The sequence below is a fragment of the Propionimicrobium lymphophilum DSM 4903 genome (assembly GCF_000423485.1).
Lineage (GTDB): Bacteria > Actinomycetota > Actinomycetes > Propionibacteriales > Propionibacteriaceae > Propionimicrobium > Propionimicrobium lymphophilum.
In genome coordinates this window covers 322,315-336,434 of the sequence record NZ_KE384026.1, presented here as the reverse complement: position 1 = coordinate 336,434, position 14,120 = coordinate 322,315, and the positions used below count along the sequence as shown (strand labels likewise).

Below are 14,120 nucleotides of genomic sequence, written 5' to 3'. Positions count from 1 at the left end.
ACAAATTTAGGACGATGCATCCCGTAGCGTGGAAAAGAATGTGTCAGTGGCAAGACATATCCTTGGTGGCATGAGTATCGATCCGGATCAAATGCTGGCAGGACTGAACGACGAGCAGAGACAAGTAGCGACTACTTTCGGCGGGCCCGTGGCGGTTTTAGCAGGAGCAGGAAGTGGAAAAACCCGCGCCATTACGCATCGGATCGCATATGCAGTTGCTAGTGGAAGGCAAAAGGCAAACGCAAGTTTAGCCGTGACTTTTACCACCAGAGCAGCGGGGGAGCTTCGAGCTCGATTAGCTAAGTTAGGCCTTCCGCAGGTTTCCGCAAGGACTTTTCATTCTGCAGCGTTGAGACAACTCAGATACTTTTGGCCGATCGTGGAAAAAACCGAATTGCCCGAAGTGACGAGTAAAACTATCGGCATCGTTTCTCAGGCCTGCAAATATATGGGTTTAGGAGACGATCTATCTCTGCTCAGAGACCTAGCGGGCGAAATTAGTTGGGCGAAAGTATCAAACGTAACTGCAGAACGGTATCCACAAATTGCTGAAAAACTCTCGCGCAAAGTGGCCGACTTGGATCCCGAACAAGTTGCAACGGTCTTTAAAAACTACGAGATTTTCAAGCGCCGTCGTTCAGTGATTGATTTTGACGACATACTTCTATGCACGGTCGCAATGCTTCACGAACATCGAGAAGTCGCCGAGCAGGTTAGAGAGGGATACAAGCACTTTACGGTCGACGAATTCCAAGACGTAAGCCCTCTACAGCACACGCTTCTTGAACTATGGGTTGGTGACAGGCAGGATCTTTGCGTAGTAGGAGACCCTGATCAGTCAATTCACGCTTTTGCGGGGGCCGATAGAGGGTTATTAACAAATTTTAAAAAGTACTATCCGAATGCAGTTGTTTTGCATCTATCGAAGAATTACAGATCAACACCACAGATTCTTGAAACGGCTAATGGTCTCTTGGCTCACCAGAAGAACAGGGTTCCGCTAGTGGCAACTAAAGGCCCTGGGCATGTAGTTGAGTTGGTCAGTAATTCTGATGAGAGCGAGGAAGCTAGCCAGGTTGTTGAATGGCTCATCGAGAAACACCGCAACGGTCTTGATTGGAATCAATGCGCCATCCTATTCAGAATTAATGCGCAGTCCATGGCGCTTGAAACTTGCCTTAACGACGCAAGGGTTCCATATACCGTCAAAGATTCGGAAAATTTCTATGAACGGCCAGAGATCCTACGTGCTCTCAAGCTTTTGAAGAACAGCGGCGTGAAGTCGCCGGAACTAACGGGTGACGATGCCAAGAACCAAATAGCTGAGATTCTAGCTTCGCTTGGTTGGAAACCGCGAGCACCGGAAGGCGCAGGACTGGTTCGAGCGCGTTGGGAGGCTCTAAACGCTTTGCGTGATAGAGCCACACAGATTCTTGATGAAAAGAAATGTTCGTTCAGACAGCTAGTCGAAGAGCTCTTAAAACTTGCCAGTATCAAACAGATCCCGACCTCACAGGCTGTCACACTTTCGACAATGCATTCAGCTAAAGGGCTCGAATGGCCTGCGGTTGCCGTTATCGGTGTCCGAGAAGGCATGGTTCCATTTTCCATGGCTAAAACGCCAGCCCAGTTGGCTGAGGAACGAAGGCTGCTTTACGTAGCTCTGACCAGAGCAGAAGAATCTCTACGAATTTCTTGGACCGGGGCAAATAGAAAATCCAGGTTCCTGAATAATTTCCATTCCCAAAAACAAGATAAGAACCTTAAAAAAGAGAAAATGAAGAAAACCTCTCGCACATGTTACGTGTGTGGGAGGGCACTGACAGGTGGCAGCCAAAATAAACTTGGCAGACACGAATATTGCGAAGCGACCTTCGACGAAGAGTTTTTGGAAGAACTCAAAGAGTGGAGAAAAGCCCAGGCGGATTCAGAAAAAGTTCCTGCATTTGTAGTATTTACCGACAAAACGCTTCAGGCTATCGCCGAACGCAAACCTCAAAGCATGACTGAGCTTAAAAGAATCTCTGGAATCGGCCCAGTTAAGGCTGAAAAGTACGGGGAAAAGGTTTTAGACCTAGTAGCTCAAAACTAAAAAAGGAGGCGACGTGAATTATTACGTCGCCTCCGTAAAGAACTTAATAAATTAAGCGCGTCCAAGAATGCGGTTCAGGTTGGTGCCGCACTCAGGGCACTTCGACTTGGCCATCTTGGTGCCACGATCGTTAACAACAACGCGGCCCTCCGCCTGACGCTTCTGCTTGCACTTAACGCAGTAGAACTCGCCACTGTAAGTCTCGTCAGCCATGCTTCCTCCTAGTTACTTTCAAACTCGGTTGACATTAGCGACTCTTGTGGCTGCTGCCAACCCCTTGCATCTCATAAGCATATAGCCCATGACCCAGACCTACGAAAATTACCAGCTGTATATTTGCTCAACCTGGAATCCGAAGTCAAAGCCATATCGATCAATTATGCGCCACAGAGCGAAGTGATATTGCCCGCATACGCAACAATGCTTGGGGAACCGGAGCACAGCGAAGTAGTCGGCTTTAAGCCGTCATTTGTGCTTAACGGGATGCTGTGTCCGTACACTCGAGTCTTTACGCCCAATAGCGAAGCTAGTCCAGTTGGGGCAGAAGGCGTAATAACTTTTGTATCCTCGGGATCGACGTTATTGATCTCTGCGGCTTTTCGGAAGGCAGCTTCTCTTGGCATAACCTCGTCTATAAGTTTCTTTTCCACCGCACGATGCTCGTCGAACATGAATGCTCCCAAGTCGTTACGAATGGTTTCCGGATCGATTCCTCGTCCTTGGGAAACGATATTCACGAAATCGTCGTAAGCGAGTTCAAGATTGTGGGTGTAATTTGCCCGTTCTTCTTCAGACATCTCCCTGAAGGGGTTTCCAAAGTCTTTACCTTTGCCTTGAGTCAGGTATTCCTGAGTGATTCCACCAGAGGTTGTGACTCCAGATTCCAGGATGTTTCCAGTGGTCGCAGTCACGTCTTTGTAATGCATTATTGGGCCCATGATTACGCCTATGGAGCCGGTGAGTGTGCCGTAGTCGGCAGCAATGTAGTCCGCGCCGGCCATTGAGTACATACCGCCTGAAGCCGACATCGACTGGACATATGCGAAAACTTTACGGCCTGTGCGCTCTTGGTAGCGTGCGACTGCATCGTGGATCGCTCTGGAGCCCGTGATGGTGCCTCCGGGAGTGTCCATGAGGAGAACAAGGCCTGCGTAATCGTCTGCTTCGATCTGATCGATTTGCTTGGCGATCTCGTATCCGTATACGCCAGAATTGAAGGCGCTTGCCCCAGAATTCGTCATGATCGCGCCGTTAATAGCAATCGCGAAAAGAGTGTTCTTGGCGTTACTGGGGCCCCACACGTGAGTCGTGGCGCCCGTGTCGGCGGTTGTGCCGATGCTCTTCGCGACGCTAGCAGCGGTGACAATCAGGCCGAGCATCATGACTATAGACATGACGACGCTCAGTATCCCAAATCCGATTGATGCGCCAAGACCGACGCCAAATCCTTTGAAAAACGAGCTCTTGCGGGGTTTAGATGAGTTAGGCACCTGCGGGGAAACGAGAGGCGGGAGCTGAGTCGGCGGAATTTGAGTTGCGGTTTCCGGCGGATCCCACGATGGGGCGCCCTGAAGTTCTGGGCGCGCACCAGGAGTTTGTGCGTTTGTGTTTTCGTCCATATTTCCTACCTAGTTATTTTCGCTATCGTCGAGAATCTTTCGCAGCGCCTCATCAAGTTCGTCATCGGTGCTGGAAGAATGTTCGCCGTTTGCATAGCCGATTGGATCGTCCAGGTCTTCGGCGGTTGGGATTAGGTCTGGGTGAGACCAGGTCTGATCCCTCTTCTCCGCCCCCCTTTTCTCGGTGAGAGCCGCCCACAAGTTCGCTGCATCACGAATTCTGCGCGGGCTAATTTCCATGCCCACTAGATTAGAGAACGCCTCTGATGAAGGATCGTTTGTGACCCTTCTTCTTTTTATAGTCTCAGTGAGCTGATTGGCAGTTTCTTGCATCCAAGGGGTAGTTGCTCGCGAGGTGATTTCGTCCACCCACCCCTCGATGAGCGCCAGAAGCGTCTCTAGCCGTCCGAGAATCTCTTCCTGTTCAGGCGTTTTTGTGGGGGAGAAGAGCCGACCCTGCATTTTCTCGCCGATTTCAGCAAGCTTTTCTGGGTTCATTGTCTCTAAATCTTGTGGATCGAATTCTTGCGTCAGCGCAGAAGAGTCAATCTGAATTTCGCGGGCATAGTGTTCGAGCATCGTGAGCAGTTGTGGCCCGAGCCAGCCAACGGAACTAAACAGTCTTTGTCTGGCCGCTTCTCTCACGGTCAGATAGATGAGAATGTCTTCAGGGCTATTCTCTAAACCCTCAGAGAACTCTCCGATGTTCGTGGGGATCAGAGCAACCTGTGGTTTCTCCAAAAGCTGAAGCCCGATCTCGCTACCAGAAAGCGTGGAGGTCGCCAAATTACCGATTGCTTGAGAAAGCTGCATTGCATACATCGAAGCTGCAGCATTCCTAAGCAGCGGAGCCATCAACTTGTTCAACTGGGTAAGCTGATCGTCTCCGAACTCGTTTCCGGAGCCAAGCATTTTTCCCATCGCATCAGCCAATGCGGTGACAATTGGCGAGACTATCTTTCGCCAAGCTGGCATGGTCGATTCGACCCAGTCGGATCTGCTCATGGCCTTAGCTGGGTTTGCTGGCGGGGTCATAGCAGTGACTTCGTCCAACCATTGTTGGGCAAGCCGATCCGCCTCTCCTAAAGCTCTTTGGGTCTGATAATCGACACTTGGATCTGGACCAGATTGGGATACGACACGGTTAATAGCCATCTTCATGGCATTCCAGTTGACGTCTTCCACATCATCGGGGGTTGAACTCGCGGCCTGCTCGAAACTTTTTGCTATCTGGTCCAAAATCTCTGAGAAGCTGCCTCCGCTTACGCCGAATCCGGCAGATTCGAATATCTTTTTAAGGAACTCTTCCGGGCTCTCGTCGTCGCCGGGATTGTTCTGTTGCGACATATTGCTCCTTAGTCTCAGATTCAATTGAACCGCATGGCACCAAGTTATCTACAGCCTAATGCAGATGCTCGGCTACGCTTATTCTTGTAAGTCTTAAACGATTAGATGGGAAAGACCCGAGGAATGACTCGAAACAAACGGTTTTTCGTAACTTTAACGGCTGCTTTCCTGCTGGTCGTTTGTAGCCTGATTATTGGCCTAACTCCCATACCTTTCGTGAGTTGGCAGCCCGGCCAGACCATCGACGTTTTTGGCTCTGACAATAACGGGCGGCTCGTCCAGGTTGAGGGTACTAAGACCTATGACACCACTGGCGAGTTGATCGTTCCGACCGTATCGGTAACCAGCTCTCAAACGTTCCTTAGCCTTCCACAGGCTGTTATCTCTTATTTCAAAAAAGACAGTTCGGTGCTTCCGCGCGACTATGTTTATCCTCTTGAGCCTTCCAAATCTGGCAAAGACACCAAGAACCGTCTAGAGGATGAACGCAACAAACAGATGTCTGATTCCCAGGATGCAGCTTTGGTAGCTGCGTTGAGCCTTGCGGGGCAGCCGGTTCAGCAAACAGTTAAGGTCAAACGGGTCTCGAGTTCAGGGCCCGCCGCAGACAAACTAAATGCGGGCGACACGGTGAGAAGCCTGAATGGGATTGAGGTTAAGACAAAAACCGATTCCCAGGCCATTATCAAAGGTCTTCGTCCTGGCGATGAGTTAGAGATTGCCTTAACCAGACAGGGGGAGGCGCTTACCGTGAAGATTTCTACGGTTGCCGGGAACGAGAATCCTCAGGCTGCACGAATTGGGGCCGAGTTCGAAGACAGCTATCAGCATCCTGCGTCTGCAAAATACCGCATAAATAAAGACGTAACCGGACCTAGTGCGGGGCTATTGTTCGCCTTGGGGATCTACGATTCGATTACCCCCGAAGACATTATCGCAGGACGTAGCGTCTCAGGGACTGGCAAAATCTCTCCTTCAGGAGATGTCCGCGCGGTGGGTGGAATTCGTCAAAAAATATCTGCGGCGGAATCTGCCGGGGCTGAATATTTCCTTGTTCCTGCCGGCAACTGTGCGGATATCGACACAGAAACATCAATGAAATTAATAAAGGTTTCAAAGCTCGACGATGCCGTATCGAGTCTCAAACTATTAGAAGATCCGAATAACCTTGAGAAGGTGCCAACTTGCTAAATTCAGATAGCTCAGCTTCCCTAGAGGCTTGCCTACTAGAGATTGAACGATACGCGGGCAGATTTGGTTGGGATCAACCTGCCAGGCTGTTTGCACTTGTTCCGACGGCAGAATTGCTGGCTAGCTCACCAGAGCTGGCGGACCAGATCACAGAAAACTCTCCCGGGTCTTTTTCATCTGTGGAACAGGAAGATTTCCATTCGAGTACCGACCTGTTCAGCGACTTGATTAACCTGACCTGGCCATCTGCGGTAAAAGGTTGCGCTTTGGTAACAGAGAGGGCTTTTCTTTCGAGCGAATACGAGGGGCAGATTCCCGAAGACCCCGCACAAGCAGCTGATTTTGTGACTAACCATCCCGAGCGCCAAGATCTGAGGATCGTTGCAGGCGCTCTTAGAGACGGGACCTCAATCTGCATCGCAAGGCTGCGCAAGCAACCGGAGGAAATTCTGCATGGTGATCTCGTGCCAGCCCTGACGTCTGTCTTGAAACAGACTCTAAACTAATAAACTTGTAGGTAATTGTGCTTTGTGTAGTAAGTAACGAAAAGTAAAGGTAGAAATGACGACCCAACCGAATGCGCAACCGAGAAGGGGAGGCAGGGCACTAGCGCCAACGTTGGCTGTGCTCGCGGTCCTGATAATCGGTTTTTTATTGTTCTCTAGAATCTGGACCGATTTCTTGTGGTTCAGGTCGGTAGAGACTCCGCAGGTATTCACGATTAGGTGGACAAACACGATTCTTCTGTTTGCCGTTTTCTTCGCCCTAAGCGTCGCTGTGGTGCTGATTAACCTGCTGGTTGCAAGAAGGCTCGATGCAGGCAAAAGAGCCAAAAACAAGCAGCAGACTGGACTTTTTGTTCTTGTCTCGATAGCTGTCGGTGTGGTTAACGGACTTTCCGCGATAAACCAGCTGGACACGTTCCTGGGCTGGCGCAACAAAACAGATTTCGGCCGCCCCGCGCCTTTCTTTGAATCGCTTGATGCGTCGTTCTTCGTATTCGATATTCCCTGGTGGCGGTTTGTGGTTCAGCAAGTCGGCTGGATCTTTGTCTTTGGCTTGATGGCCGCAGCTGTCTATTACTTCATGAGGGCTAACTCGGGATCCATAAAGATTGATCCGATTCAGCTGCAGCGCGGTCAGATGCCTCAGATGCAGCTGAACAATCCGTTTAATGCGAAGGCTCAATCTCACTTGTCTGCGCTAGCGGGCATTCTCTTCCTAGTTTTGAGCGCCTGGATGGTGCTGCACAGACTGTCATTCGCATTCAGCGATAATGATGCGCTATTCACTGGTGTCGGCTATACCGATCACCACAGCAGGATCGTTGCCACGACGATCATGGCTGCAGTCTTGCTGGTCATCGCCATTGCGTTTTTCGCGAACATTAAGCTGCGGCGCTGGCTGATTCCTGGTGCCGGTATCGCTGTCGCTTTGGTGACCTCACTAATCGCGCAGATGATCGTTCCTGGGCTTATTCAGAGCCTGCGGGTTAACCCGAGCGAACCTGTTATGGAGCGGCCATACATTGAAAAGCAGATCGACGAAACTAGATTTGCTTATGGCATCGAGGACACTGAAGTTGTTGACTACCAGGCTAAAACCGACGTCAGCGCAGGTCAGCTACGTGCCGATGCCGTAGCACTTCCCGGCATTCGATTGATGGACCCCGAGGTCATCGCACCTACCTTCGAGCAGTTGCAGCAGGTTCGTGGTTACTACTCGTTCCCTGATGTCTTGGACGTTGACCGCTACACGATCGACGGTCAGGAGACTGACGCGATCGTTGCGGTACGCGAGATTGATCGCAAGGGCCTTCCTGAACAGAACCAGACATGGAACAACATCCACACGGTTTACACTCACGGTTACGCTCTAGTTGGCGCATACGGTAACCGTAGGCAGGCAAGTGGTGAGCCTGAATGGATCACTCGGGACATTCCTCCGGTTGGCGAGTTGGATCAGGATCAGGCGAGGGTCTACTTCGGTGAAAAGACCGATACATATTCGATCGTCGGTGCACATGAAGGAACCGAACCTGTTGAGCTCGATACTCCCGGTGGTAACGAGGAAAGCGGTGGCGAGACCTACACCACTTACAACGGTAAGGGCGGCGTGCCGATTGGTAACCTTCTAACACGAGCCGCGTACGCAGCTCGCTTTGGCGACATCAACATGCTGCTGAGCTCTCGAGTTAACTCCGAGTCTCAGATCCTTTACGACCGCACTCCCGCCGAGCGAGTTAGGCAGATCGCCCCTTGGCTCAACATTGACCAGGATCCTTACCCGGCCGTCGTCAATGGCAGGGTGGTCTGGCTACTCGATGGCTACACGACTTCGAACACCTTCCCGAACTCTCAGAGGGTGGATCTGCGCGATGCGACCTCCGATTCCAGCTCTAGCTGGAGTTCTACAGGAGTCGCCCGCGAAGACGTCAACTACATGAGGAATTCCGTTAAGGCCGTTGTGGATGCATACGACGGCACGGTCTCGCTGTACGCATGGGACGAGGAAGATCCGATTCTTCAGACCTGGAACAAAGCTTATCCGGGCATCTTGAAGAATAAGTCCGAGATCAGCGATGACATGCTGAACCACCTGCGCTACCCGCAGGACATGTTTAAGGTGCAGCGTCAGGTTCTTGGTCGCTACCACATGACCGACCCGATGGCCTGGTACCAGCAGTCCGATCTTTGGGTCATTCCTAACGATCCTCGTGCAAAAGACACCAAGGAACCGCCTTACTTCCTGTCCATTAAGTGGCCAGGCGAAGAAAAAGCAGTCTTCAGTCAGACTGCGGTTTTCGTTCCTAACGAACGAGAGAACCTTGGCGCTTACATGGCTGTAGTTGCAGATGCGGCGGACGAGGATTACGGAAAGATCCGTGTCTTGAGGCTTTCTGACACCCATCAGGTGCCCGGTCCTAACCAGACCTACAATGCGATCCAGACTGATCAACGCGTGCAGCAGGCTTTGCTGCCGTTCACCACTCAGGGTGCTGCAGAGGCAGTGTACGGCAATCTGCTAACGCTTCCGTTGGGCGGCGGTTTGATCTATGTCGAGCCGATTTATACCCGAGGCAAGACACAGGGCGCTTACCCTGTTCTAAGGTTCATCGCGGTTAGATTCGGCGACCATATCGGAATTGGTGAAACCCTTCAGGAATCCCTAGATATGGTTTTCGAGGGTGATGCTGGCGTCGATACCGGTGAGAAGATCACCCCGAGCGAGGGTAATGCCGGGCAGACGGAACAACCCAAGGTCGGCCGCGAAGCGTCTAAGGCTAAGTTGCAGGAAGCAGCCAGCGCATATCAGGCTGCTGACAAGGCCCTTAGGGATGGAAACCTAGGCGAATACCAAAAGCAGATCGGTATCGCCAGGCAAAGGATGGAAGAAGCCGATAAAGCGCTTGGCTAAAGCGGTTTGAATAAAATTTTTGGGCGGGTGGCCAGTTAGATCACCCGCCCAAAAAATATGCCTAGATAAGTTCAGCCTTGTAACCTATCTGAGCCATCGCGGGGACAATTTTTTCTGCATTTCCCACGATCACGATGTTGCAATCCTTCGGCGAAACCACGCTGGTAAATGCAGTGTTAGCAGCTGCTGGATTCACCTTTTGGATGAGCGAGTCGAACCGCGAAATATAGTCGGTTTCTAAGCCAGCTGCTATCAGAGCGCCAACCTGAGAAGCTATCGCGCCGGATGTGTTGTAGACCATGGGCGAGATTCCCAAGATGTAGTTTTTCGCGTCTTCTACTTCTTGTTCAGTCAGCGGGTTGGCTTCGATGCTCAGTTGTTTGAGCGTTTGGTCGATCGCGTCGGCAGTCACCTCAGTTCTAAAGCTAGAGGAAAAGTTGTACATTCCTCTGTCACCGACTGGAGCTGCGGACAGCCTTGCGCCGTAAGTGTATCCGAGGTCTTCTCTTAAAAGGCTGTTCAGGCGCGAGCCAAAGGAACCGCCTACGGCCAGACAAGCCACTGAGAACGCGGGCCAGCGCTTGTCGTCTCGGCCGATTCCCATTGCGCCAATTTGGACGTTCGCCTGCACGGCTTCGGGCCTATCTACCACCCAAATGAACGGACCGTCTGCACGTTCCTCGATTTTTTCAGGAGTCAGGGGACCGAGAGTTTTCTTTTGCCAGACAGAAAATGCTTTTTCAGCCACTTCCAACAGGTCGTCTGGCAATTCACCCGCTATGACGAGTGTCGAACCTGTAGGGGACCAGAGACCTTGGAAATCAACCACGTCATCGACGCTAATTCGATTTAACTGTTCCGCATCGCCTAGATTCGGTCGGCTCATCCTCATCTTTTCGGCTAAAAACGTCGAAGTGAACGTCTTTGAGCACAAATAACTCGGGTTAGAGTTCAGCTGGTCGATGTTGGCGAGTTGAAGTTTCCTCTGCCTTTCTACCTCTTGCGCAGCAGTTTCAGGAGCGCTCACTACCTCCGCGAAGAGGCCGAGCGCGGCTTCGAGACGGCTAGCGGCGAAATCAGCCTGGAAGAAGGTGGCGAAATGCCCAGGCTTAGAGCTCAAACTCATGCCTTGATCCTCGACCGCTTCGGCGAATGAGATACCGGGGTGCTGATTCGTTCCAGATAGAGCCACGTTCTGGGATAAAGCAGAAATTCCTTCTTTCCCGGTGGGCTCGGCGGATAAGGGAACAGGAACTACGAGCCTGCAGGAGATTATGTATTGTCCTGGCAGGTTAAAGCCCAACACTCGTATTCCGTTGCTAAGAGATTCATCAATGCACGGTTTGGGGAAAGAGTATGGAGTAGGTTTTGCCAATTCTGGGCGGGCGATAGGCATATTAGTCCTGCCTTTCGTAATGAAGCTCAGCTACATTTTCTGGCGATAGCCATTTGGCCGACGCGTCAGATATCTGTTCAGGAGTTATAGACAGAAGCTTCGGTAGCTGAGTATTGACGTGTTCTGGATCACCGTAAATCGTGGCTGCTTCGCCTAATTCGTCTGCCTTGCCCGAGACGGTACCCAATAGCGCTAGGGCACTATGTTCCAGGTTTGCCATGACCCGGGATAGTTCTTTTTCGGTTGGCCCATTTTCAATTATTTCGGAAACGTCGTTGAGCATCTTTTCTGCCAACGCGTCAGTATTGATTCCCAGAGGAGCTCCCGCGCTGATCATCGCCATAGAGGTGCCACGCACTAAATCAAAATCTGCTCCGCTAACGTATTCGGCAATTTGCTCATCACGCACCAACTTGCGTACGAGCCTTGAGGATTCTCCGGAGGCCAGCACGTCCAGCGCCAGCTGCACGGCGGGCGCGTCCTCGTGAGTGCAAGCTGGGGTTCGCCAAGTCAAGATGACTGCGTCTCTTGGGACGTCGCGGCTTACTCTTTGCGCGGGGTGCCCAGAATGCTTATCTAGGCGCTTAGGACGAGTTTGGCTGGGCACATTCCCGGCCTCGAGATGGCCGAAGTATTTTTCTACTAACTCGAAGCCCTCCTCAGGTTTAACCGGGCCAGCGATCGAAAGTACTAGTCCATCCGGGCGATACCAGCGATCAAAGAATGCCCGCACGTCGTCTAGGCTGGCCGCGTCGAGATCATCCATGGAGCCAATCGTCGGATGACCGTACGGATGTGCTGCAGGGAAATTTAGCTCTAACAAAAGCCGGAGCATGTCGCCGTAAGGAACATTGTCGTAACGCTGGCGCTTTTCTTCCTTAACGACTTCGCGTTGGTTATCCAGGTTTTCTTGGTTCACCTTTAGACTCGAAAGCCGATCGGATTCTAGCCAGAGAGCTAGCTCCAATGCCGTGGGAGGAACGGTCTCGAAATAGTTTGTTCGATCGAAGCTCGTCGTTGCGTTGCACTCTCCGCCGATGGCCTGAATTTGGGTCAAGTGCTCACCAGAAGAAACCTGCTGTGAGCCTTGGAACATGAGATGCTCGAATAGATGAGCAAAGCCTGTAGCACCTGGTTTTTCTTCACCCGAACCCACTCGATACCAAAGGTTTACGGCGGTAGAAGCCGCATTCGGATCGGGGCTTACTTGAACTTTTAGACCATTAGAGAGCGTATGGGTGTGTACCGGAACGCTCAGGCGCGAATCTCCCATGCCGGCCATGTTACTTGATTGGCAGCCGAGCCTATCAAAGTGCCATTTTGCGGAGAATCAATGTTGTCCTCTACATCTGCGACAATGACCGTGACGTTATCTCTTGTTTTAGATAGCGCCTTATCCATTAGCTCATCGACGCAATCTTGTGGTGCATTTTTAGCTCTAACCGCGTTGAGTATTTCACTGTATGTCAGATAGCTGCTCAACCCGTCCGTGGCAATTAGCCAGCGGTCACCAACTTTGCAGCTGATTGGAGCGATAGCTGCCAAAGAGGCGTCCTGAGGGGCTCCACTGATGGAATGCAGGAGCATGTTACGCATCGGGTGGGTTGCGATCTCTTCTTCGGTGAGCATGCCTTGCTCGATGAGCATCTGCACCCAGGTGTCGTCTCTTGTTATCTGCTCTAAACGCTCGCCTCGAAGCCGGTAGATCCTAGAGTCCCCGATGTGGACCGCGAATAGGGCTGTTCCGTTGTAGAAGAGGCCAGAAAACGTTGTGGCCATTCCTCGGTAATCTGGATTCTTGAATGCTATTTCTGAGAGTTCACGGTTTGCCTTCGTCAAGGCCGCGCGAAGGGTGCGCATATTTATTTTCTCTAATGCATTTGTGTACTCAGCCATCAGGGAGCAGATCGTCGAAGAAGCGACGTCTCCGGCGCTGCAGCCGCCAACTCCGTCAGCGATGAACGCACTTTTTGAACTGAAAAATCCAGAATCTTGGTTATCACGCCTGACAGGGCCAATCTCAGAGCGCCCGAAACTATGCAGTTGGAGCGCTTTAGGATCGACTTGATTCACGAGCAAGAGGTTATCTTAGTTAGTCTTATATAGCGCAATGGACGTCTAAACCTAAGGTTGAGACGTCCATTGCACTTAATTAATTTTAGGCGTCGACGAGGTGCTCACCTGCGTTATCGAACACCCTAGTTGTCCCGTCGGAGTGCTTAGCCGCAATGACGATTTTGTCTTGACCAGAGTCCTTATAGATAAGTAGCTGCACCGGGCCACCAGCTGCCTCTGCCTCGGAGCCATAAACCTTCGCGATAGCCTCTGCAGAGAGGTCAGAAGCCGAGAACTCGGGTCGTTTCTTATCCGAATCGACTTTCTTCAGGGAGAAGGCGCTTGTGGTGCCTACCGAGTAGCCGATGGAGAATTCGTTGGCGTATTCAACGTAAATTCCCTGCTTTCCTTCTTCTATCTGACCGATTCGTACACCGGTGAGGGGCTTATCAGTCAACGCGCTGAACTGCTGAATCAGGCCTGCAAATTGGGTGTGATCGTAAAAGTCTGTGCTCTTCGAGAGGTTCAAGTCGCCGATTTTTAGCTGATCATCGCTCAGCCCGCAGGTGCCGAGATAAATTTCTTGAGAGATTGCCTCATGAGCGTAGACACGAAGGTCTGGCTGAGCGCAGTTGTTTTTTGCGTCCGTTGCGAACGTAGCCAAATCGCTCGCATAATCCTGAAGCGATTTACTAAGGCTCTTGGATCCGCTAGCAGCCAGGTCTTCAGAAGCGGTCTTTACACGCTGGTTTTCGTCGATCTCAGCGGTATAGCTTTTGTCGGGGCCAGAGTAATTCGTAGACAGTTTATTGGAGCTCAACTGCACCTGCCATATGCTTGAGCCTTCTGCTACCTGGGGGGTGATCTGCTCGGCTAAGAAGACAGCGGTTTCGGAAGAATAAGCGTCCGAAGAAGGAGCCTTAGGCGAGCTAGAGCAGCCGGTTAACAAGGCGCCAGAAATGCACAGAGCCAGAAGCGAAAGTTTTTTTGAATTCTTGCTCAT

At 51.4% G+C, this 14,120-nt stretch carries 11 protein-coding genes; 4 read left to right on the top strand and 7 right to left on the bottom strand.

Features of this window, described 5'->3' with window-relative positions; translation table 11 throughout:
• The first annotated feature begins 46 nt into the window (after window positions 1-46).
• Window positions 47-2,092: an ATP-dependent DNA helicase UvrD2 gene (locus tag G556_RS0109020; RefSeq protein WP_233418212.1), complete on the top strand. Its 2,046-nt coding sequence runs from the start codon at window positions 47-49 to the stop codon at window positions 2,090-2,092.
• A 51-nt stretch (window positions 2,093-2,143) separates the two neighbouring features.
• On the opposite strand, the gene G556_RS11580 is transcribed toward G556_RS0109020, so the two are convergent.
• The 3 genes from G556_RS11580 to G556_RS0109005 form a co-directional block, all read right to left on the bottom strand.
• The gene (locus G556_RS11580) at window positions 2,144-2,305 is read right to left on the bottom strand and encodes a DUF5679 domain-containing protein (RefSeq protein ID WP_016456182.1); all 162 of its coding nucleotides are present in this window, start codon (window positions 2,303-2,305) and stop codon (window positions 2,144-2,146) included.
• 164 nt (window positions 2,306-2,469) lie between these two features.
• Entirely contained in the window at window positions 2,470-3,711 is a 1,242-nt protein-coding gene (locus G556_RS0109010) for a S49 family peptidase (protein ID WP_028822546.1), read from the bottom strand.
• Window positions 3,712-3,720: 9 nt separating this feature from the next.
• Window positions 3,721-5,058 carry a zinc-dependent metalloprotease gene (locus G556_RS0109005; protein WP_036916269.1) on the bottom strand — a complete coding sequence of 446 codons (1,338 nt, stop codon included), beginning with the start codon at window positions 5,056-5,058 and terminating at the stop codon, window positions 3,721-3,723.
• A gap of 216 nt (window positions 5,059-5,274) precedes the next feature.
• Here G556_RS0109005 and G556_RS0109000 point away from each other — a divergent pair, with 216 nt between their 5' ends.
• The 3 genes from G556_RS0109000 to G556_RS0108990 are packed head-to-tail and all read left to right on the top strand — an operon-like array spanning window position 5,275 to window position 9,666.
• Complete coding sequence (locus tag G556_RS0109000) at window positions 5,275-6,249, top strand: YlbL family protein (protein ID WP_162139778.1); 975 nt, start codon at window positions 5,275-5,277, stop codon at window positions 6,247-6,249.
• Window positions 6,243-6,755, top strand: coding sequence for a PPA1309 family protein (locus G556_RS0108995; RefSeq protein WP_028822543.1), 513 nt, complete (start codon window positions 6,243-6,245; stop codon window positions 6,753-6,755). Before G556_RS0109000 ends, G556_RS0108995 begins: the two co-directional genes overlap by 7 nt.
• A 55-nt stretch (window positions 6,756-6,810) precedes the next feature.
• Window positions 6,811-9,666: a UPF0182 family membrane protein gene (locus G556_RS0108990; protein ID WP_028822542.1), complete on the top strand. Its 2,856-nt coding sequence runs from the start codon at window positions 6,811-6,813 to the stop codon at window positions 9,664-9,666.
• A gap of 61 nt (window positions 9,667-9,727) precedes the next feature.
• Here G556_RS0108990 and G556_RS0108985 read toward each other — a convergent pair whose 3' ends face one another.
• The 4 genes from G556_RS0108985 to G556_RS0108970 form a co-directional block, all read right to left on the bottom strand.
• Entirely contained in the window at window positions 9,728-11,062 is a 1,335-nt protein-coding gene (locus G556_RS0108985) for a M16 family metallopeptidase (protein WP_081675572.1), read from the bottom strand.
• Between the two features lies 1 nt (window position 11,063).
• Entirely contained in the window at window positions 11,064-12,335 is a 1,272-nt protein-coding gene (locus G556_RS0108980; RefSeq protein ID WP_028822540.1) for a M16 family metallopeptidase, read from the bottom strand.
• Window positions 12,317-13,135, bottom strand: a complete 819-nt coding sequence (locus G556_RS10820) for a PP2C family protein-serine/threonine phosphatase (protein ID WP_051176820.1) — start codon at window positions 13,133-13,135, stop codon at window positions 12,317-12,319. The genes G556_RS0108980 and G556_RS10820 overlap by 19 nt, the downstream gene beginning before the upstream one ends.
• 85 nt (window positions 13,136-13,220) lie before the next feature.
• Window positions 13,221-14,120, bottom strand: coding sequence for a hypothetical protein (locus tag G556_RS0108970; protein WP_028822539.1), 900 nt, complete (start codon window positions 14,118-14,120; stop codon window positions 13,221-13,223).

Bases quoted from the DNA above. Each gene is read 5' to 3' on its own strand.
- G556_RS0108980 (WP_028822540.1), bottom strand. From the start codon at position 12,335: ATGGGAGATTCGCGCCTGAGCGTTCCGGTACACACCCATACGCTCTCT.
- G556_RS11580 (WP_016456182.1), bottom strand. From the start codon at position 2,305: ATGGCTGACGAGACTTACAGTGGCGAGTTCTACTGCGTTAAGTGCAAG.
- G556_RS0109005 (WP_036916269.1), bottom strand. From the start codon at position 5,058: ATGTCGCAACAGAACAATCCCGGCGACGACGAGAGCCCGGAAGAGTTC.
- G556_RS0108985 (WP_081675572.1), bottom strand. From the start codon at position 11,062: ATGCCTATCGCCCGCCCAGAATTGGCAAAACCTACTCCATACTCTTTC.
- G556_RS0109010 (WP_028822546.1), bottom strand. From the start codon at position 3,711: ATGGACGAAAACACAAACGCACAAACTCCTGGTGCGCGCCCAGAACTT.
- G556_RS0108970 (WP_028822539.1), bottom strand. From the start codon at position 14,120: ATGAGCAAGAATTCAAAAAAACTTTCGCTTCTGGCTCTGTGCATTTCT.
- G556_RS0108990 (WP_028822542.1), top strand. From the start codon at position 6,811: ATGACGACCCAACCGAATGCGCAACCGAGAAGGGGAGGCAGGGCACTA.